We start from the raw sequence: 21,204 nt of genomic DNA, 5'->3' as shown, positions 1-21,204 counted from the left end.
GATCTGAATTTGGGGACGCTATCCATGATTAGAGCAGTTCTATTCAAAGATAGATCTGAATTTGGGGACGCTATCCACAATTAGAGCGTTTCTATTCAAAGATAGAACTCACGATTAGAGCACTTTTAATAGCGGTGCAACCTCTCCTTAACAAAGAACTTATAAGAGAAGTATGATAAACTAACAGCTAAATGAGTATATAAATTGAACTGGAAATTTGGCGAGGAGGAATCAATACAAATGAGTCAATTAACTGGAAAAACAGCAATCGTTACAGGTGCTAGTGGCGGAATCGGCGAAGGAATCGCTGTAGAACTTGCAAGCGAAGGTGCGAATGTCGTCTTGGCTGCAAGACGTACTGAAAAACTAGCAAACGTTGAGGAACAAATTAAAAAACAAGGAAATGACAATGTCCTTTCCGTGCAGACTGATATTTCAAATCAAGATGATGTCGAGCAACTCATTAAAAAAGCAGAAGAAAAATTTGGCCAAGTTGATATTTTAGTCAATAATGCCGGCCAAGTCCTTTCTGGCCCTGTCCGTTCAGGTAAAGTCGATGAGTGGGAAAAAATGATTGACACCAACATTAAAGGAACATTGTATGCCATTGATGGTGTGTTGCCAGCGATGGTTGAACGTGCGACCGGCCATATCATTAACATCGCTTCCGTTTCCGGTTTCGAAGTAACGAAAAAAAGCACGGTCTATAGCGCAACTAAATACGCCGTTCGTGCTATTTCCGCTGGTTTGGAGAAAGAGCTGGCGAAAACTGGAGTACGCGTTACCAATATTTCTCCAGGAATGGTTGATACGACACTCGGCGGAAGAACACCGTGGCCAGAGGATCGGGAAAAATTGAAAACGAAAGATATTGCACGAGCAGTCGTTTATGCAGTCACTCAACCTGACTATGTAAACGTAAATGAAATTACTGTTAGACCTGTTTAAAATAAAATCATACAAAAAAGGAACTTCCAAATAGGAGGTTCCTTTCTTTGATTCATTTAAATTTTTAACTTCTCACTAGGTGTTTCAGAACGGTTTTTGAAAATGATAGATAAACTCAATTAAAAGAATTCCAACCATATTTTAATTGCGGAAGCTAAAATCAATACAGATAAAATCCACTGTAAGATTTTTGTATCCATTTTCTTACCCATCATCGCACCGAGTGGAGCTGCGATTAAGCTTGCAACAATCATGACTGCAGACGGAACGAAAAGAATTTGTCCAGTCATTAATTTACCCGCTGTCGAACCGATTGATGAAATAAAAGTGATCGCTAATGATGATGCGATCGTCATCCGGGTTGGAATTTTTAGGACAATCAACATAATCGGCACTAGAATAAATGCACCGGCTGCACCGACAATACCGGCTCCTATACCTACTACCAACGCTAGACTAGATGCTACCATTTTATTGAACGCTACTTCATCGAACGATTGATCATCCAATCCTTTTTTCGGTAAAAACATCATAACGACTGCGATCGTCGCAAGGATGGCATAAACAAAGTTAACAGATCCCTCTGATAGAAAACGAGAACCAAAGCCACCGATAAAGCTACCGATTAAAATACTTACACCCATGTAAAGAATGAGTTGTTTATTTAAATATCCACCTTTACGATAGGCCCAGACACCGCCAATGGTCGCAAAAAACACTTGAATAGCGCTGATGCCAGACACTTCATGTGCTGAAAAAGCAGCGAAACCGAATAATGATGGTATATATAAAAGCATTGGATACTTAATAATGGAGCCGCCAATTCCGACCATGCCAGAAATGAACGAGCCGACAAAACCAATGACAAAAATCAACAATAGAAACAGAATACTATATTCCAATGAAATCCCCCCACTTCATAAGAAGGAAGGATTAAGGACGAGCCTCAATCCTTCAACTCCTCTATTCATTTACTGGATCGCACAACGGTTTGGTCCAATTTCCATTTCACGTTGTCTATCATGATCGGGTGAAATTTTACCCATGTTCGTTTCGCGAATTTCTTGGTGTGAATTTGGTTGTGGTGGTAAGTTTTCTGTTACCATGCTACGGAATTCACTCTCATCTTCAACGTTTAATCCGTGGTTCTTTTCATATAGCGTTCCTAGCTTCTCACCAACAGAACCATCTTCATTCAACTCATCATTCGTCATGAAGTGAGCTGGTAGAACGTAAAGTTCAGAAGATACTTCTTTATATCTGCTGTATAATGTTTCACGTAGATCTCCTACCCAATCTTCTGCCTTGCCTGCTAAGTCTGGACGACCGATGGAATTCACAAACAAAATATCGCCTGACAATAGATATTGATCATCTACGATAAATGAAGTCGATCCAATCGTATGCCCTGGTGAGTATAGTGCATGAACATCAATATTTGATGAACCAACTTGAATGACATCCTGATCGTTTAATGGCTTGTATTCAAATTGAACTTCTGTTGCATCTTTTGGTGGTAACCAGTACGTTGCTCCCGTTTTTTCGGCTAAGCGACGGCCACCAGAAATATGATCGGCGTGCAAGTGCGTGTCTAACGCATGTGTGATTTTAGCGCCTTTTTCTTTTGCGAAATCAACAAACACATCCGTCATCCGTACCGCATCAATTGTTGCCGCTTCATCTCCAGAAATAATCATATAAGATAAGCAACCTTTACCTAATCGAACAAATTGATATAGCTCGCCACCATCAGTTAAGTCAGCAACTTTAATAGGCTCTAAATGTTCACTCCAAGCTTTCATGCCACCTTCTAGTGAGTAAACATTTTCATAACCTTCTTCAACTAGCATCTCTCCAACAAATTCGGAAGAACCACCTTTTGCACATACAACCAAAATGTCTTGGTCTGTTGGCAATTGATCTTTGATCGGGTCAATACCGTCAATCAAGTCGAAATATGGTGTATTCACATAGCTAAATTGTTCGCCTTCAATTTTCCAATCATTAAAATCATCTTCGTTTCTAACATCTAGAATAAACAATTGTTCTTTATTTAAAACTTTTTTCGCTACCTCTTTTACATTCATTGTTTGAACAGACATTTCTAATTACCCCCTACGGTATTATAATTTGTAAAATGAAAACCCGTCCATAGACGAGTCGATTATTCACTACGTTCTACGTCTCCGTCCCAAGTACTCATACCTGGCACAACATTATAGACGTTCTCGAAACCTTTTTCAGTCAATAACTGTGCAGCTAAATCACTACGATTTCCTGTTCGGCATACGACATAAACTGCTTGATCTTTTTTAATCTCGTTTAAACGAGCTTCTAATTCACCAAATGGAATCGATACAGCACTCGGAATGTGACCGAAAGCATATTCAGCTGGCTCACGCACATCAACTAACGTAACATTTTCTGCTGTCAACTTCTGTTTCAATTGTTCATTATCCACTTTATTTTCATGAGTCGTTTCTTCGCTCGCTTCGTCTGATGAAGCTTTACGGATATAATGTTTGATAACATTACCTTCTTCGACGACCCCTAAATATTGGTGTCCGCCACGCTCAGACCAAGCTTTCAAGTCTGCCTTGGACCCAGGATCGGTCGCTTCGACTAATAACACTTTTCCTGGCTCTAACTGATCAATCTCCTTACGCGTTTTTACGACAGGCATCGGACAGGCCATTCCTTTACTATCTAATACATGATCCGCTTTAATTTCTGTCATTGCAAATCCCTCCAATAATTATTCGATTGAACCTTCCCAATCCAGCATACCGCCAGTCATATTAGTGACGTTAAAACCTTTCGATTCAAGGTACTGCGTCGCTTGGCCACTACGCCCACCAGAGCGGCATACCATAATATATGCTGCATTTTTATCTAATTCATGCTCGCGAAATTCAACTAAACCAAGAGGCATGTGTAACGCGCCAGGTATTTTCCCAGTAGCAACCTCATCCGCTTCACGGACATCAATTAGATTCAATTGCTCTCCATTTTCTAATTTTTCTTGTACTGTCTTCGCATCAATTGTTTTCATTCGTTATTCCTCCAAAAATTAAATAAATAAGTTAATGGCGCCGTCTTCACCGTCAGCGATATAAGCTGCGACACCACCGTATTCGATGTCATCCATTAATTCTTCTTTTTTCAGTCCTAAAAGGTCCATTGTCATCGTACAAGCAAGTAACTTAATGTCCTGCTCCTTAGCCAAGTCGACCAAATCGGAAACTGGCATGGCATTATGCTTCTTCATAACTTTCTTGATCATTTTCGGACCCATTCCAAGAAATTGCATTTTCGATAATGGCATATTTTCAGCCCCGCGAGGCATCATTTTCGCAAACATTTTCTCCATGAATGATTTCTTTGGTTGTAATTTTTCATCTTTACGCAACGTGTTTAATCCCCAAAACGTATGAAAAATAGTTACGTCATGATCATATGCTGCTGCACCGTTCGCAATAATATAAGCAGCCATCACTTTATCGTAATCACCACTAAACAAGATGATATTCGTCTTTTTTCTTTCCGACATTTGACTTCCTCCTAATTGTTTTTTGAAAGGAGAACGAATATTTATTCCGTTCTCCTTTCTTTTATCCCCATACCTGTATAGGTATATTTTCTTCTAAAAAAAATTTATGCTTTTTTAATATAGAAATAAAATACGCCGTCTTCTTCTTTCATATCAACTAACTCATGTCCTGAAGACTTCGTCCATGCAGTAATGTCACTTTTAGATCCTGCATCAGTTGCTACAACCTCAAGAATTTGACCACTTTCAATTTCATCAATTGTTTTCTTTGTTCTTACAACTGGCATTGGGCATGCAAGTCCTTTAGCGTCTAATGTCTTTTCAATATTCATGATAAATTCCTCCTGTAAATTTGTTTTATTTTAATACCCTAAGGGGTATATTATAGGACAAAAGAATAAATGTCAACAAGTAAGTTTATTTTTTACTTATCGACTTTTTACCAATAGATTCACGGCTTCCTTAACTTTATCATCTGTGTTCTCGCCGTTTACTTCTGCTTCACGCACACACTCGATTAAATTTTCACTGACAATCACACCGATTGCTCGGTCGATCGCCGTTCGACTCGCGGAAAGCTGCGTAATGACATCTTGGCAATCCGAACCTTCTTCCATCATTCGAAGCGCGCCTCTTAGTTGGCCTTCCAATCGTTTAATACGATTCTTTATTTTATCATCGTATTCCATTGCATCTTCCCTCCTCTACTAATTCATCCCAAGTATATCATGTGTTATTTCAACGCGATATATTTCTATTATATACCCCTACTGGTATATTGTCAAACATGGAAAATCCTAAACCGTTTGCTTGAGCATAATTATTTAAGCCCTGCAGTATTGACTTCCCTTGTAGAGTTCCAGTATCGAGCATGTACCAACTATATACCCCGAGCCGTATTTTGTCAAACACATATGATTTCATTAAATAAGCTGAGCGATTCGTTTTCGTTTTAAAACTTGTCGCTTATCGGTACGTGTAAAACTATATACCCCTATCGGTATAATGTCAAACGTAATATCTGAATCGTGATAAAATGTTTATAAACTTGCAACTTTTTGAACGACTCATCCGTTGATTGAGTGAAAGGGGGATCAGAGATGGAACTAGACGATATATATAAAATCTACATGTACGATCTATATCGTTATTTATTCTCCCTTTCAAAAAATCACCATACTGCAGAAGATTTGGTACAAGAAACTTTCTATAGAGCTTACTTAAACTTACCTGAACAAAACATTACGAATATCAAAGCTTGGTTGTTCAAAGTTGCCTATCATACGTTTATTGATGATACGCGTAAAAATAAGAAACAAGTTCCTAAGGAAGAAATTGAACAATTAAAAGAAAAAGAATATAGTGCTTGGACACCCGAAGAACAAGTACTTCAAAATGAAGAGTTTCAACAGCTTATCGAAATGATCCATCAACTGCGACCGAAACACCAGCATGCTGTCATCCTTTGTGACCTACATGAACTTACATACGAAGAAGCTGCACAAATCATGGAACTAAATATTAATTCATTTAAAAGCAACTTGTATCGTGGGAGGCAAACATTGATGAACAAATTGAACAAACGGAGGGTTCAAGATGAGTGATGATCAAAATTATTGGAAGATCATTGATCGATCAAAAAAGCAATTTGACCAAAACACAAACATTGATTCCAATAAAATACTTAAAAAGAGTCGCCATAAAGCTTTGACAACAAACATTCTAATCAGTTTAGCAATTCTATTGATGATTGTACCGACTTTAACGCTGCTCACCTATTTTTATTATGGAACAGGTGATGGCAACGGCCGTGCAAATAAACAAATCGAAGTCGCCAGTAACGTGATTGAATTGACTGAACCGAATATGTATGTAAAACGGATGGAACTAGAGGAACAAATCGATTTCTTTTCAATGGATTTGAACTTTGACGTCTACAAACGGATCGGAAAAGAAGAATATCGTGTCGGGGAATATGACATCAACTATATGCTTGACCAACCCGATTTTCCTGATCGCAATTTATGGTTGGACCGACCACATCAAGAAATTCCACAAAAAGATGAAGCGAGCTATATCATTCATCCATTAGTCAGTGTGCCTTACGAATATGATCGCGAGTGGGATATCGTCGAATCGATCCCTGATGGCACAGTCGTTGAAGCCTATCTATCCTTCACCGATTCAATGGACCCGGATGACGTAAAAGACATCAATCCAGGTCTTGATCCAGATATAGAATTTCTTTGGCTGGCGGTCGACACCGGTATCGAAAAGAAAGTCGTTGATGACCAAGGGCTCCCTGTAACACCCATCGGTTATCCTATTTATAAAGATCCGCCTAATTGGACGCCGTTTGATAACCGAGAGGACAACGAAGTCGCATTTACTAACACCCTAAATGATTTAGAACATTACGAGTCACAAGCGACAAAAATTGCCCGCGCAAAAACGTTAGCCCTTGATGAACGGACCGATTATATTCAAGAAAATGGAGTAAAAATTTATGGAGCTGTGGTCACAGGACCAGCCCCAGAGATTCGAAAACTTAAGAATAACGACCACGTCAGAAGTCTAAAAGTAGGTGAGGTGAAATTATGGAATTGGCACTAAAAATAAAATCAAAGTTCTCTGGCATACCCGGACTCGTATCTTTAATAAGTGCGATTCTTTCTTTAGCTTATTTCAATATTGAATATCTAACAAAAATGAATACCTCTTTTTCGCCTTTTATCTTTTTTATCATGGTTTCCGTATTCTCAGGAATTGTTGGTCTATTTAGTAAGCAAAGCCGCTTGTACGCTTCATGGGGACTAGGAATCGGTATTTTTCTAGCGATTCATACTGTGTTAATGATTTTCTTCACTCTTGGGATTAATTACAAGCCTTAAGACCGACTCTCATATTGAATATGCTTTGTCGCTCATTCCAACTAACGCCGTGTGATGGACAAAAAGATAATAGTTGCACCTTTTTCACATCGTTTGGTGTGACATAAGATTAATTGTGCATCGCTGACTTGTGAAAAAAGAGCGGCAAAGCAGATATATACAATTTCGCTAAATAAAATGATTCGTTAAGCTCTCTTTCGATGAAATTTCTTCCTTATGTATGCACCATCCCTCTGTTAGCTTATAAAGGGTAATTTAGTCATTATTTTTCAAATGTCGTTCATAACGAAAATAAGAAACTAAACGTAATCCCATTGACAGCAAGGCTAATAATGCCACCCACTTAATCGATTCATCAGCGAATAACACCCATAGTAATGCAGCAACTACAAAGATAATAAAAGTTGCGTTCCCAGAAAACCCGTTCAGAGGTTTATTATCCAACACAATTGTTTTAGCACCTTTTAAATCTTTTGTATAACAATCGTCATGAAATGCAACGACTTCAAACACAATAGTTGACGTCACCAATTCATCCTGATCAAGAATTTCCCCATGACATCTATTACAAATAATTGTCTTAGACAATCAATCACTTCCCTATCTTATCCTTAATACCTTAATTTTCTAAATTGAATAATAATTATATAACAAATTATTAAAACTATGGGTGAAACCACTGATAAATCGTGTATAAAAGCACTGAAGGTTTGTGATTTAACACTGAAGATATCGAATTTAACACTGAAGTTTTGCATTTTAACACTGAAGATAGTGTGACCGATAGCAAAGCACAAGATTAACAACGGTATCTTGAAAAATGATAAATGCAAAAACATCTCATCTTTTTATCAGTGAGATCGGTCTTCTTACTATCGGAACAACTCTTTTTCCCGCCAGTTACCCCATTTGTAATAGGCAATAGAGAATAGGCAGCTAAGAAAGAAGCTCGAACCCATTCCAAGTGGGATCCCAATTTCTCCGTAAATGGATGAAAAGAAATAAGTTAATGGAACACGCAATACCCATAAGGATATAATGTTTAACATCAACACTTGGAACATTGCTCCTGAGCCTCGGACGACCCCATTTAAAATAAAATTCAATCCAATAAACAGATAGAAGAAAGCGATTGTTTTAACATATAATGTTCCGAAAGCGACACTGGACTCTTCTTGAATAAATAAACGGACAAGTGCCTCGGCCCAAATGTAAAAGGTCATCGTGACGAGTACCATCAAAATCGCATTATAGATCAGTCCTACTTTTGTCGTTTTGAAAACACGATTCCATTGCTTCGCCCCAATGTTTTGAGCGGCCATCGTGTTGACGGCTGTTCCAAGAGCTGATGCTGGCAGTAAAATCAGTTGATTCAACCGTTGAGCGGCACCGAAACCAGCAACCGTCGATTCACCAAAACTATTTACAATCGATAGAATGACGTTCGATCCGGCATGGATGACAATCATTTGGGTAATTGACGGTACACTCAATTGTAAAATTGTTCGAACTTCCACCCAACGAGGCTTTTGAAATCGAAATGTGAAAGTCTGATATTTTCTCGCTACATAATACAAGCTTACGAGAAAAATAACGATATATACGATCACCGTCGCATAAGCCGCACCAGCCAAACCAAGGTTCAACACTTTAATGAAAATGGGGTCGAGGATAACATTCAATAATGCCCCGACTAAAATGAAATAAAGTGGTGTTTTGCTATCGCCGAACGCACGCAGAACTGTTGCGACGAAGTTATAGCCAACAAGAAAAAACATCCCAAAAAAGTTAATGAGTAAATATTCTTTCGCAATCGGCTTAATAGACTCGGGTGTATTTAACCATCCGAGCAATGGCTCGACAACAATCGAACCAACGAGCACAACAATCAACGTAAGCCCCATTAACAAAATAACCGAAGAGCTTAAATACGATTTAATTTCTTTCGGATCGTTTTTTCCACTTAATTGAGCGAAAATCGTCAAAATGGCATTATTGCTCCCTAAAACAAATGCCAAAACAATCGACATGACCGTTAAACCAATGGTAATCGCCCCGAATGCCGTACTCCCAAGTAGATTTCCAACCCATAAACTGTCCGTCAACTGCATCGACATTTGTAATAGATTCGTAAATACAAGCGGTAATGCAAATATATATAATTTTTGATAGATCGATCCAGTCGTTAAATCCTCTTTCAATTGAAATGTTCCTTTCTACTCTATCCAACCTGATCACCATCATAGTATACAACAATCACATAGACCAGTTCGCATAACTCAAGATGAAAATTCATCATTTTGTTTACATTATTCATAGTCAAAAATAAATTTTTCAGATAAAAATCAAAAAACACTTGAATATTTATTTAAAAGCAATATAATGAATTTAATCAATTATTTAAAAGTTTAAAAACCAAAATCGATGAAGAGAATAGTAGCTTGTTAATCTAAAGACTACAGAGAGTCCGCAATTGGTGAAAGCGGACGTCGGCGGATCAAGTGAAAATCATCTCTGAGATGCAATGCTGAAATCATCATCTAGTAAGCATTTGCCGGAATTCCTGCCGTTAAATTGGACGCGTATGATAGTACGTTGATCGAGTGCCACAATTATAATGATTGTGGAATTTGGGTGGTAACGCGAGTACAAGCTCGTCCCTATTTTAGGGACGAGCTTTTTTTGTTTTTTAGATTGGATTGTCTTCTTCATTGTTAAATTAATACCGATGAAAGCATTCCAATCAATTCTACCTACTCCGTAGTACATCGATCATAAAACGAAGCGCACTTAGGCATGGAAGTATTCTAAACAACATCAGAAAAGGAGCGAGTGGAATGAGAAAGAGAGAAACGTTTTTTGTAGGACTTATGTTGTTTTCAATGTTTTTTGGGGCTGGAAATTTAATTTTTCCACCATTTCTCGGTAGTGGGGCTGGAACATCTTTTTGGCCAGCAATGATTGGGTTCATCGTAACAGGGGTCGGCTTGCCTCTGCTAGTCGTATCTGCCATCGCTTTGGTTAAAAATGGTGCGAATGAACTTGGCAGCAGAGTTCACCCTTGGTTTGGTGCTGTTTTTACGTTATTAATCTATTTATCAATTGGACCATTCTTTGGCGTACCACGTAACGCAAACGTCGCATTTGAGATGGGCTTCAATCCGCTTATGGCAGGAAGCACCTTTAGCCAATCATTGCTGTTACTCGGATTTACAGCATTATTCTTTTTCTTCGTTTTCTTATTGAGTATGTATCCATCTAAAGTTGTGGATTTAATGGGGAAAGTTATTACACCGACATTGCTAATATCAATCGTAACGTTATTTTTAATCGGTTTTTTCCGATTGGATAAATCATTTGAAGCACCGAATGAAACGTATCAAACAGCATCGTTTTTCAAAGGAGTCATTGATGGCTATGCCACGATGGATGCTTTAGCAGCAATGGCATTCGGAATTGTTATTTTAACGGCAATCAAGCAAAAAGGAGTTACTGATCATAAACAGTTAAGAAGCTATACGGTAAAAGCTGCACTAATCGCCGGTACAGCACTTGCCTTAGTCTATACTGGCATTGGATTTATGGGAACTCAAGTAGCAGGTCAAGAAACATTTGATAATGGATCGGAAGTATTATCTACCGCTGTCACTCTTTTGTTAGGTAATAACGGAAAAATATTACTCGGATTCATTTTTACATTAGCTTGCTTTACAACGTGTGTTGGTTTGACGATTGCTTGTGGTCAATACATTTCAAAATTATCGGAGAAGCTGAGCTACCGTGGAGTTGTTTTTCTCGTAACACTTGCTAGTTTCCTAATTGCGAATCTCGGACTGAATCAAATTATCGAAGTGACGATTCCATTCCTCGTCATGTTGTATCCGTTAACAATCGTCCTTGTCACATTACCATTTATCGACCGATTTTTTGGCGGTTCGAGAGGAGTTTACCGAGGTACAATGGCGTTCACTGGATTCGTCAGCATTTATAACGGACTTGAAATGCTTGGATTTCATGTAGAAGCATTATCATCATTCATGAGTGTATTACCTTTTGCATCACTCGATTTAGGGTGGGTTGTACCCGCATTCGTCGGTGGTTTACTCGGATTCTTGTGGGATCAATTCAGTCACAACAAAGTTAGAAAAGAAAATCCTCAAATTGAAAGAGCTTCATAATACTACTCCGGGCGAGCTGTTCGTCCGGTTTTTTATTTATTGGCGTCGATCATTTTTTATAACTTAGTGTAGTTTTTTTAAATAAAAAAACAAGATGCGTTTTATTCTTTGTCTACGCATCTTGTTATTAAAGTGGTTTCATTATCTATGACCAACTTCCATATCCATTTGGTTGGAAATCTGTGGGTCAATCATACGACGGTTTTTTCTGTTCTGGAAATGTTGAACAGCATCTGTAACCGCAGCCATAATCATAAAAGTCGCCAATACGACTAAAGTGACAATCACTAATGATAAATTCATAACGAACACCCTTCCTTTCTTAAAAATCTTCAAATTTCTTTGTTTACAAGGATATACTACCAAATATAAACGTTTGAGTAAATAGTTAAACGTATTCTTTTACATCTTTTTGTTTTCTTACACATTTCCTCATTTCCTCCCGATTTATCAATCATTTAAAGTTGAAAAGTATGAATTTTCTTACACTTTCTCCGGAATGGCTTTTCGAGCGCATTTCCAACAAAAAAGACAAGGAATCATCCTTGTCTCAAAGGGTTAACCGATAGTTTTTTTAGCAAATTAACAATTACAAATCATGATCACATTTCCATCAGGATCTTCAATATTAAACCACGCTGTTTTACCGACCCACTCAATCTCTCGCACGACTGGAATATCTTTATCGCGAACATATTGATACGCAACATCAATATTCGGTGCAAACAAATTAAACAACGGATTTGGTGTCACTTGATGCTTGAAATTCGGGTCAAATGTGTGGTCATCCAACGTTAGCGAAGTCGTCCCGGTCACTGGTAAATTAAATACAGGGGATTTTACCTGGTCCAAATCGATCGACAAGCCGACCAAATCAGAATACCATTGCGCTGAACGTTTCAAATCAGTTACATGAACAAAGATTCCATTCATTTGATTTTTGATCGGTACTGTTTTCTCCATTAATCTCCCACCTCCTCTTCATCTTTTAGAATAATCCCGGCAAAATTCCCGGTTAGCACTTGCTTACCTTTTTGATTCGTGCAAATAAATGACGCCATAATCGATATCCGCTTTTCATCTCTTCTTTCAAGCTCCTCGATTGTTACGACGCACTCAACCGTGTCATCTGTAAAAACAGGTCTCAAAAATTCGAAATTCATTGTCCTAGCAAGCACATTGTAATCCCCGCCGACTTTTGTCGGCAGCGTAGCCGTAAGCAACCCTTGAACAACAAGTCGACCAAGTTCATCCGGGGTCGTATGGTGATCACCTTCATCCATAGAAACTTTCGTAAATAACTCTACGTCTTCTTTTGTAAAAGTTCTCTCAAATTTGATTTTGTCCCCTACTACCATATTCACTGGAGTTCCTCCTTATCCTGAGTGAATGCTCATTCGTTTGCGCTACGATCGTACATAGTCAACCTAAGAATTTTATTCAAAAATAGGAATCTATTCTGTGAGTATCTGAGAAGGATTAATCATTTATACAATTGAGTTTGGGGATTGTCTATTCAAAAAGCAAGGTGGTAATTTCATTGTTTCTTCATTAAAAATAATGCAATCGTAGACATAATTAGAGCAAGAATGGAAAGGATAAAAGCTGTCCAAAGCATATTTCCAACCTCATTTCTTGTTTTATTCGAATAAGGCAGTTATAATAAGAGTAGAATATGGAGTGGGAAAGGATTTCTCCCTTTCCGGGTGGTAGTGAGACTTTCGCTTGGTAGAGCGGGGGTCTCGTTTTCGTTACTAGAGTCGGATTGCAATCAAATATTGCCCAATACCGTATGTCTTGTTTTTTTCGAATAAGGCAGTTATAATAAGAGTAGAATATGGAGTGGGAAGGGATTTCTCCCTTCCCGGTTGGGTTACTGAGACTTCCGCTTTGCCGAGCGGGAGTCTCTTTTATTGTTACGAGAGTGACGTATTGCAATCGACAGCTCTATGGCTGCGACTACAAAGTTGATCACCACAGTAACAAACACCAACACTTCCATATCTACACACCCCCTTTCCAGAAGAAAGAATCTTCTTCCCGATAACAACTTGGGTTGTTAGGGGGTATAACTATTTTAGCATTAATTCAACTAAAAAGGAACAAATGTTCTAGTTAAGTTCTTCACTATTTATCACACTTAAAATTACCCATTACTATTCTGCTAGCATTTAAAAAAAATCGATAGACATATTATTCCGTCTATCGATTAACTAACTGAATCGTTATTGATTTAAGAATTGATCAAAGTGTTTTTTCATTCCTCTATACAAAGCACTATCTTTTGTCACAGGAAACAATTCACCTGTTTCATCAATTCGAACTTTCATGGTTCCCGATTCTGTATTTAACCAGAAACGTACCTCACCAAAAACGAGATAATGGTTATTGTTCTTGCCAGAGACGAAATTCATAAATACCCCTCCTAATAATTTATGCTTCAACAGGCCAATTTTTATATTGTTCTTCAGCCTGTTCCATAATGGCATTTGATAGAAATTTCATTTGTTCTCCCTTAATACCTTCTTTCATGAGTACTCTTTTAACAGACATGCTGACTTTCGCATATATGTTTTTACGGTGATCACTCATCCAATCGTGAGATAGATTTTTCTTCAATTCTTTTACGACTTTGTGCACCAAGTCAGCCAAAAACTCATGGTCAAATGCAGCCATTTCTTTTGTTGTGATAGCTTTATAGAACTCAGCTTCCTCGTCAGACAGACCGAGCTCTTTTCTAAAATCAACTTCTTCATCGACGTCTTTTTTCATATCTACCATCATTCGAACAACGTCTGCAGCTTGAATAATTCGATTATGATAATCATGGAGCGTCTTTTCAAGCAGCTCTCGCATTTGTTTTTCTTTTGGACTATTCGGTTTAAAATTAACTTTGATATGGTCCTCTAAAAGTTTCTTCAATAGTTTTAAACGTAGGTCTTCATGCTCTTGTTTTTCTTCAAGGTCTTTTAGAAAAGCATCATCCAATATACTAATATCTGGTTTTTCGATTCCGGCAACTTGGTAGATGTCAACAGGCTCTTTTGATTCTAAGTGCGAATCAATCATTTCATTCAAACGTTCTTCCACGGTTTTATCCGTCTTATGTTTCGTCCCTGATGAAGTCAAAAGCTTTTGAACTTGAATTCTTACCATCTGATATAAAGTCACTTCATCCGCATAAGGAAGCACCTCATCCAAATGCCTAACTAACTTATGTGCTTTCTCTAACTTCACACAAGCTTCCACAAAATCTTCCGGTTCATTATTTACCTGTTGATTAACTAAATCAGCAATATAATCATCACGATCTACTTTCGAAAGCATTCTCCAATCATCCCGATGCTTTAACTTGCCTGCCAAACGTCGAACATCCTCTAATTTTTCATGAAATACACCGACTGCTTTTGATAAGTCAATATCCATATCATTTTCAGCAGAGTCTCCTGTATATTGATTGGTTGCTTCTTTCAAAGAAGTGGCGATACCTATGAAGTCAACGATCAACCCGCCTTCTTTGCCTGGGAAAACACGGTTTACGCGGGCAATCGCTTGAATCAGATTGTGGCCTTTCATCGGTTTATCAATATATAAGAATGATAGGTTTGGAGCGTCAAAACCAGTCAGCCACATCGATACAACTATGACTAACTTTAATGGGTCTTCTGTGTCCTTCAATCTTGCCTTAACTTCTTCTTGTTCCTCTTTTGTTTTGATATGAGCATATTTACTTCCAGGATTAATTTCTCGCCATTCTTCCGGGTCTTTTGAGATATTGCCTGTCATAATTACTTCAACTTCAGGACAATCTTCTCTCTTCTTCATTTCATTATATAGTCGAACGGCGATTTTACGGCTCATACACACAATCATACCTTTTTGGTACGGGTCAGCCGCTTTATTAAAATGGTCTAATATACTATCTGATAACTTGCTTAAACGCTTCCTAGTACCAATAACTTTCTCTAAAGCAGCCCACTTCAATTTATATTGATCAGACTCCTCGTCTTCCAGTCCAACTTCAGTCACCAGATTAGAAAATTCTTGGTCGATATCTGCCCCATCGTAATCTAGCGGGATCATTCGAGATTCATAGAATAACGGTAAGACTGCTTTATCTTGAACAGCTTGTGCCATGTCATAGCGGTGGATTACATGCCCGAAAATTTCTTCGGTGTTGTTACCTAACAACTTAACCGGCGTTCCAGTAAATCCTACAAAGGAGGCATTAGGTAGAGCATATCGTAACTGTGCAGCATAACCACCATCAAACCCACTTTGCGTTCGGTGAGCTTCATCGCTAATGACAACGATATTACTCCGTTCAGATAAGATTGGATGTTTCGCTTCTCCTTCTTTCAAACGAAACTTTTCAATCGTTGAGAATATGATTTGACCACCTTCACCTTTTAAAATTTCTCGAAGTTCATCGGATTTTTGAGCATGATGTATGTGACCAATCAAACTATATCCTTCTGAGAATGTATCGTGTAACTGCTCGTCCAAGTCATTTCGGTCGACTTGAACAACAATCGTCGGATTATTGAGTTCTGGGTGTCTAGATAGAATAGCAGAATAAAATAACATACTAATTGATTTACCGGACCCAGTCGTATGGTACATGACCCCGATTTTCCGGTCACCGTCTGGACTTGTAGCACGCACTGTTTCTTCAACTGCAAAGTTTACACCGAAAAATTGGTGGTACTTTGCCCCAATTTTAATATGCCTATCTCCTTTATCAAGGAAGAGGATGAAATTTCTTATGTAGTTTAGCAACCGTTGTGGAGTGAACAAGCCTTCAATCAACGTACGCATTGTATTGGCGATATTATTATCAATATTCACCCCATCAATCGTCTTCCAAGATGCAAAGAAATCGTAGTCGGCATTTGGCATTCCATGTTTTGTTTCAATTCCATCTGAAATAACTGTAAAAGCATTGTACTCAAACAACTGAGAGATGTCATGGGTATAGTTGCGAATCTGTGTATAGGCATCATAGACTGTCGTATCTTCATTGTTCGGATTTTTTAATTCAAAGACGATTAAGGGAAGTCCGTTAACATAGACGATCACATCAGGACGGCGAGACATTCTTCCTTCAATCGATATTTGATTTACAACTAAAAAGTCGTTTTCTTCAGGAACATCCCAATTGATCGGATAAACATGTTGAACTCGATCTTCTCCATTCAGTTCATATTCAAACTCGATTCCCTTTGTCATTTGCTGATGGAAATAAAAATTTCTCTCTTCCCAACCAACTCCTTCATTTAAGACGAAACGACTGGCCAATCGACTTATATCCTCGTGTGGAATCATCGAATATGATTTTTGTAAAAAAGACTCTAAACGATTAAGAAGTACCACCTCTTGGTTACGTTCCCGTTCTCCATTCTGAAACAATTCCTGACCATGTCGGTATTCATATCCTAACTGTTCAAGACGCTCTATAGTTGTTTCTTCAAAATCATATTCAGCTAACTTACCCATTTACACCCCTCCTTTGTTTATTGAACAACTTCTTCAACTCGCTCCTTTGCTTCTGGAAGATCAATTTCTCCGGATAGAAGTTTTGGTAGGAGATAGTCACGCATTTCGACCAAAGTTTTGATTTCTATCGTGTTAGATTCAATTTGTTCGAATAATGGCTTAACTTTTTCATTAAATTCAATAATATAATCTGACTTTAAAATTTTGAGCTCTTTAAAGTTTTTTTTGCTCACCTCTTTAAATGTACTACCGTTTGATATGGAAATAATTAAGTTTTTATTGTTTTTTAGCCAAAGGTAAATATAGAATAACCTAAACTGTTCATTTGGTATAATATTTATAAAGCCCTGATTTGTTGAGGATGCTTCCCTATTAATTGCAACTTCTCCAAGTGTAGCTCTACTTGTCATCATTATAGAATATGGAGGAAAAAGCTTTGCTGAACTTTTATCTAAACCTAAATTAGAGATTTTTTTAGCGGAACTTGTTAAGTATATTGAACGTGAAGAGGTTACATCTGTAGGTGTAAACCAATTGATTACACCATCCAGCCAGTAATCTTCAATCTTAGTCTTTGGAGTACCTCCTCCATAAATTCTTAATGAATCCTTTATTGTTGTAACTTCCCAACCTTTCGGAATCCTTCCCAATTTTGAATCAACAAACTCACCATCTTGAAATGGACCGAAATCAACAAACCAGTGGTTATAAAGCGTCATTGCCATTTTTTCAAGAGTTTGATTCATTTTGTTATTGAGCTCGATTTTATCTTCTAGAGATGAAAGTATATCTACTATTGCCTTTTGGACATTAAGCGGTTGAATATCAATTTCTATTTCATTCAAAGTGGCTGTCCTTAAACTAGGTATAGTAGTTCCCTCATTGTAATGGTTAAAATCTATTAATGATAATTTATAGTAAAGGTAACGTGGAATTACTAGCTCCTGATTTACTTCAGTATAAAATAATGTGTCCACTGTCCAGAAAGGTTTATCAATGTATTTTACTTTACCTATACTTCCTTTTCTACCTATTAATACAGAAGGCTTATCATAAAGGAATTGATCGGCATTTCCCATTAATCCACCAGTTCCTAGTATAGGATAATCACCCTGTGGATTCTCCACCTTTTTTTGATTTTTTCCATATTTTATTGTTACAAGATCTTTGAGTTTATAAATCATTTTCCCAATTCCTCCAAGTCTTTCTTAATTTTTTCTTGAAGGCGGTTGGACTCTTCAAATTGCTCGTAAAGCTCAGATTTTAATTCCTCCATTTTTTCTTCAAATGGAATACCGTCATCTTCAACTTCTTCAGTTCCTACGTAAATACCAGGTGTTAGCTTATAATCATTTTTTTGAACTTCTTCAAGTGTTACTACTTTGCAAAATCCAGCACTATGTTCTACTTTTTCTTCACCATGTTTAAAGTTATGGTAAACCTCTGCAATCTCCTGAATTTCTTCTTTTGACAAAGATTTCTGACGACGACTTACTAGAGAACCTTTTTGTCTAGCATCAATAAAGAGGATTTCATTTTTTCGCTCACGAAATTCTCCTTTTCCATTACGGTTTTTACTTAGGAAAAATAAACATACAGGGATTCCTGTCGATAAAAACAGTTTTTCTGGCAAAGCGACAACACAATCAATATATCCATTATCTACAAACCATTCACGTACCGGCTTTTCACCTTTTTTATTGGTTGTCATGGCTCCGTTCGCCATAACAAAACCGGCTGATCCCTGTTCATTTAAATGATGGAAGAAATGCTGCATCCACATGTAGTTCGCATTTGAATCAGTTACCGGGCCAATCAAACGTGGATCGTCGTTTGAAACTCGATCTGCACCCCACCCATCTTGATTAAATGGTGGGTTGGCGATTACGTAATCAGCCTTCAAATCTGAAAACTGATCATCTAATAATGAGTTTCCTAAGCGAATGTCCGCATTTAGTCCATGCAAAAGTACGTTCATCTTTCCTAGTCTAGCTGTCGTCGTAACATTCTCTTGACCATAAAACGATAACTCATGCTGACGAGGTGAATATTCTTCTGACTGAATGAACATACCACCAGAACCACAAGCTGGATCAAAAACCGTTCCTTTTATAGGTTCAAGCATTCTTACTAATAAAGATACAACGGAATATGGCGTATAGAACTCCCCTCCGCGTTGGCCTTCGGTGGACGCAAACTCACTGATGAAATATTCATAAACTCGACCTAGAACATCAACACTCCGTTCGTCATCTGCACGGAAGGCATCACGAGAAAATATTTCGATTAAACCAGCAACATTTTCTGCAGGAAGATTACTTCCTTGGAATGTTCGCGGTAGCATTCCTTCTAAATCCGGGTTTTCTTCTTCTAATCGTTTCATCGCGTGATCTAAAATCTCTTTTATATTCGGCTGTTTTGCATTTTTTAATATGTATGACCAACGAGATTCTTCAGGAACAACATATACGTTTTCAGACATGTACATATCTGGATCTTCCTTAATCACTTGTTGCATGTCTGTATCTGGAGCATACCAATCACTTTCCGGATCTTTTACCATCTCGTCCAATTCTTCACGGCGTTGTTCATATCGATTAGATAAATATCTAAGAAAAATTAGTGGCAATACATAATGTTTATAATCAGCTGGGGCCACGGATCCTCTCATGTTTGTCGCAGCATCGAATAAGTCTTTTTGAAAATCTATATCTGCTTTCGCTACCATATTACATTCTCTCTCCCTATAACTTCTTACATAAATTATAACAAATATTGAAAATCTGTGACCATGTTATCTCAACGTTATTCAGAACTTTAAATAGGACTATTTTAGAATACCTAGTATGTTAGCAAGTAATGACTCATTATTAACTACAATTATTAATAACTTCTTCCTAGCTCTTGTAGTGATTTGATACAACATACCTTTCAGATGATAATACGATTTCTCCGTTACAATCAATTTATCATCTATATAACTAAACATTTCACCTAATAACACAATTACGTTGTCAAACTCTTGACCTATAGCATTATGAGCGTTAAAAGATGGATTCACAATATATTGATCCACTATTTCTCTTTTATATCGAGACTTAGTATAATCAATTATATTCCATTCTTCTTCACTCTTTTCTCTCATTAAGCGTCTCGCTTCAATAATATTGGAGAAATATAGAACGTCAATATTAGTGTAATTCACTCCGATAGTTTTATCGTTTAAATTAAACAAGTTTCTGATAAAACAATCGATTTCTTTATTAGTTCTAATTTTATTTGTTAGTTTACTATAATTATCAGATATTTCCTTGATTCTTGTCGGTACCCCACTTTTGAACTCTTGATTGTGTAAACGTTGATCTGGATCAAATGCTATAATACATTTTATGCCGTTCTCGTGGCATTTCTCAATAATATTTTCAAATTGATCGTTTCTAATTCTCTGTGTCTCATCTAATATTAATACGTCAATATCTTTCTCGAAAATTTCTGTATAATATCTTATAGATTCTATTACCCATCCTTTTTCAATTAACTGCCTTTGACCAAGGTTTAAATTTGCACAATGAATGATACCTACTGCTTTATCGTCTTCCATTAAAGATTTTGAAATATCATAAATCAATAAAGTTTTGCCGGTCCCTGGTCGACCCTCAATTGAATAGTAACGTTTATTAGTTGCCAAAATATCCTTTTTAATATTTTCCTGGTGGTCTGTTAGGAAGTAACGACCTTCAAGAAATTTCTCTGTTGAATTAAATGGAGATACTAAATACCTTGTAGGATCAAATAGTTTATTTAAATCATCGATATATTCAATTTCTTGTTTTATTATAAAGTCTAACAAATCTGTTATATCAATTTCTTTTAAAGTATTGTTGACTAACTGATAAAACTTTTCATTTTGAGCAACATAGGTAAAACATAAATAATTTGTATCAATAACACTTAAGTAATAATGGTTCTTTTTAAGTTGGTGCAATATTTTTTCTTCATTTGATTGATTCTTTATTTCTATATTAATTAGGTAATTACTTCCTAATCGGATTAAGTCAAATTCTGATGACGTACAATAGTTTGTGTAAAACTCTTGAAGACAAAAAAAGAGGTAGGGTATCCTCAGAGTAAACAACGAAAC

22 protein-coding genes and 1 other annotated feature are annotated in these 21,204 nt (G+C 37.2%); of the genes, 5 read left to right on the top strand and 17 right to left on the bottom strand.

The genetic code is table 11. The annotated features are described in order from the left end of the window. Positions 1-240: 240 nt before the first annotated feature. Entirely contained in the window at positions 241-948 is a 708-nt protein-coding gene (locus FPQ13_RS11755; protein WP_144089524.1) for an SDR family oxidoreductase, read from the top strand. Between the two features lie 119 nt (positions 949-1,067). Here FPQ13_RS11755 and FPQ13_RS11750 read toward each other — a convergent pair whose 3' ends face one another. The 7 genes from FPQ13_RS11750 to FPQ13_RS11720 all read right to left on the bottom strand — a co-directional run bounded on the left by FPQ13_RS11750 (position 1,068) and on the right by FPQ13_RS11720 (position 5,187). Then, positions 1,068-1,850 carry a sulfite exporter TauE/SafE family protein gene (locus FPQ13_RS11750; protein ID WP_144089523.1) on the bottom strand — a complete coding sequence of 261 codons (783 nt, stop codon included), beginning with the start codon at positions 1,848-1,850 and terminating at the stop codon, positions 1,068-1,070. 69 nt (positions 1,851-1,919) lie between these two features. Next, on the bottom strand, positions 1,920-3,050 hold the full coding sequence (locus FPQ13_RS11745; protein ID WP_144089522.1) for an MBL fold metallo-hydrolase: 1,131 nt from the start codon (positions 3,048-3,050) through the stop codon (positions 1,920-1,922). A gap of 62 nt (positions 3,051-3,112) precedes the next feature. Beyond that, positions 3,113-3,685 (bottom strand): sulfurtransferase TusA family protein, encoded by a 573-nt coding sequence (locus FPQ13_RS11740; protein ID WP_144089521.1) that lies wholly within the window; start codon positions 3,683-3,685, stop codon positions 3,113-3,115. An 18-nt stretch (positions 3,686-3,703) separates the two neighbouring features. Then, a complete protein-coding gene (locus tag FPQ13_RS11735; protein WP_144089520.1) occupies positions 3,704-4,000 on the bottom strand; it encodes a rhodanese-like domain-containing protein in 297 nt (98 codons plus the stop codon). 18 nt (positions 4,001-4,018) lie between these two features. After that, positions 4,019-4,498, bottom strand: coding sequence for a DsrE/DsrF/DrsH-like family protein (locus FPQ13_RS11730; protein ID WP_144089519.1), 480 nt, complete (start codon positions 4,496-4,498; stop codon positions 4,019-4,021). A 104-nt stretch (positions 4,499-4,602) separates the two neighbouring features. Continuing rightward, positions 4,603-4,830, bottom strand: coding sequence for a sulfurtransferase TusA family protein (locus tag FPQ13_RS11725; RefSeq protein WP_144089518.1), 228 nt, complete (start codon positions 4,828-4,830; stop codon positions 4,603-4,605). A 96-nt stretch (positions 4,831-4,926) separates the two neighbouring features. Further along, entirely contained in the window at positions 4,927-5,187 is a 261-nt protein-coding gene (locus tag FPQ13_RS11720) for a metal-sensitive transcriptional regulator (RefSeq protein WP_144089517.1), read from the bottom strand. Between the two features lie 411 nt (positions 5,188-5,598). Between FPQ13_RS11720 and FPQ13_RS11715 the strand changes: the two genes are divergently transcribed. The 3 genes from FPQ13_RS11715 to FPQ13_RS11705 are packed head-to-tail and all read left to right on the top strand — an operon-like array spanning position 5,599 to position 7,389. Further along, positions 5,599-6,102: a sigma-70 family RNA polymerase sigma factor gene (locus tag FPQ13_RS11715; RefSeq protein WP_186279672.1), complete on the top strand. Its 504-nt coding sequence runs from the start codon at positions 5,599-5,601 to the stop codon at positions 6,100-6,102. Then, complete coding sequence (locus FPQ13_RS11710) at positions 6,095-7,111, top strand: anti-sigma factor (protein ID WP_144089516.1); 1,017 nt, start codon at positions 6,095-6,097, stop codon at positions 7,109-7,111. The genes FPQ13_RS11715 and FPQ13_RS11710 overlap by 8 nt, the downstream gene beginning before the upstream one ends. Next, on the top strand, positions 7,096-7,389 hold the full coding sequence (locus FPQ13_RS11705; RefSeq protein ID WP_144089515.1) for a hypothetical protein: 294 nt from the start codon (positions 7,096-7,098) through the stop codon (positions 7,387-7,389). The genes FPQ13_RS11710 and FPQ13_RS11705 overlap by 16 nt, the downstream gene beginning before the upstream one ends. Before the next feature lie 255 nt (positions 7,390-7,644). On the opposite strand, the gene FPQ13_RS11700 is transcribed toward FPQ13_RS11705, so the two are convergent. Both FPQ13_RS11700 and FPQ13_RS11695 read right to left on the bottom strand, forming a co-directional pair. Beyond that, on the bottom strand, positions 7,645-7,977 hold the full coding sequence (locus tag FPQ13_RS11700) for a hypothetical protein (protein ID WP_144089514.1): 333 nt from the start codon (positions 7,975-7,977) through the stop codon (positions 7,645-7,647). Between the two features lie 284 nt (positions 7,978-8,261). Next, positions 8,262-9,590: an MATE family efflux transporter gene (locus FPQ13_RS11695; protein WP_144089513.1), complete on the bottom strand. Its 1,329-nt coding sequence runs from the start codon at positions 9,588-9,590 to the stop codon at positions 8,262-8,264. Between the two features lie 214 nt (positions 9,591-9,804). Next, positions 9,805-10,054, top strand: a binding site (T-box leader). 172 nt (positions 10,055-10,226) lie between these two features. On the opposite strand from FPQ13_RS11695, the gene brnQ reads away from it, so the two are divergent. Next, the gene (brnQ, locus tag FPQ13_RS11690; protein WP_144089512.1) at positions 10,227-11,567 is read left to right on the top strand and encodes a branched-chain amino acid transport system II carrier protein; all 1,341 of its coding nucleotides are present in this window, start codon (positions 10,227-10,229) and stop codon (positions 11,565-11,567) included. 141 nt (positions 11,568-11,708) lie between these two features. On the opposite strand, the gene FPQ13_RS13565 is transcribed toward brnQ, so the two are convergent. The 8 genes from FPQ13_RS13565 to FPQ13_RS11655 all read right to left on the bottom strand — a co-directional run. Beyond that, a complete protein-coding gene (locus FPQ13_RS13565; RefSeq protein ID WP_186279671.1) occupies positions 11,709-11,870 on the bottom strand; it encodes a hypothetical protein in 162 nt (53 codons plus the stop codon). A 279-nt stretch (positions 11,871-12,149) separates the two neighbouring features. Next, positions 12,150-12,530, bottom strand: coding sequence for a VOC family protein (locus tag FPQ13_RS11685; protein ID WP_144089511.1), 381 nt, complete (start codon positions 12,528-12,530; stop codon positions 12,150-12,152). Continuing rightward, entirely contained in the window at positions 12,530-12,925 is a 396-nt protein-coding gene (locus FPQ13_RS11680; protein ID WP_377863259.1) for a hotdog domain-containing protein, read from the bottom strand. Before FPQ13_RS11680 ends, FPQ13_RS11685 begins: the two co-directional genes overlap by 1 nt. Before the next feature lie 867 nt (positions 12,926-13,792). Further along, the gene (locus FPQ13_RS11675) at positions 13,793-13,981 is read right to left on the bottom strand and encodes a hypothetical protein (RefSeq protein WP_144089509.1); all 189 of its coding nucleotides are present in this window, start codon (positions 13,979-13,981) and stop codon (positions 13,793-13,795) included. 19 nt (positions 13,982-14,000) lie between these two features. Continuing rightward, positions 14,001-17,063, bottom strand: coding sequence for a type I restriction endonuclease subunit R (locus FPQ13_RS11670; protein ID WP_144089508.1), 3,063 nt, complete (start codon positions 17,061-17,063; stop codon positions 14,001-14,003). Positions 17,064-17,080: 17 nt separating this feature from the next. Continuing rightward, on the bottom strand, positions 17,081-18,247 hold the full coding sequence (locus FPQ13_RS13795) for a restriction endonuclease subunit S (RefSeq protein ID WP_186279670.1): 1,167 nt from the start codon (positions 18,245-18,247) through the stop codon (positions 17,081-17,083). Further along, positions 18,244-19,791 carry a type I restriction-modification system subunit M gene (locus tag FPQ13_RS11660; RefSeq protein ID WP_144089507.1) on the bottom strand — a complete coding sequence of 516 codons (1,548 nt, stop codon included), beginning with the start codon at positions 19,789-19,791 and terminating at the stop codon, positions 18,244-18,246. The genes FPQ13_RS13795 and FPQ13_RS11660 overlap by 4 nt, the downstream gene beginning before the upstream one ends. Positions 19,792-19,890: 99 nt before the next feature. Further along, on the bottom strand, positions 19,891-21,204 hold a 1,314-nt coding region (locus FPQ13_RS11655), incomplete at its 5' end, for an ATP-binding protein (RefSeq protein ID WP_144089506.1).

This window comes from Allobacillus salarius, assembly GCF_007559425.1.
Lineage (GTDB): Bacteria > Bacillota > Bacilli > Bacillales > Alkalibacillaceae > Allobacillus > Allobacillus salarius.
The sequence above is the reverse complement of the archived record's forward strand: the minus strand, read 5'-3'. Positions and strand labels throughout refer to the sequence as shown.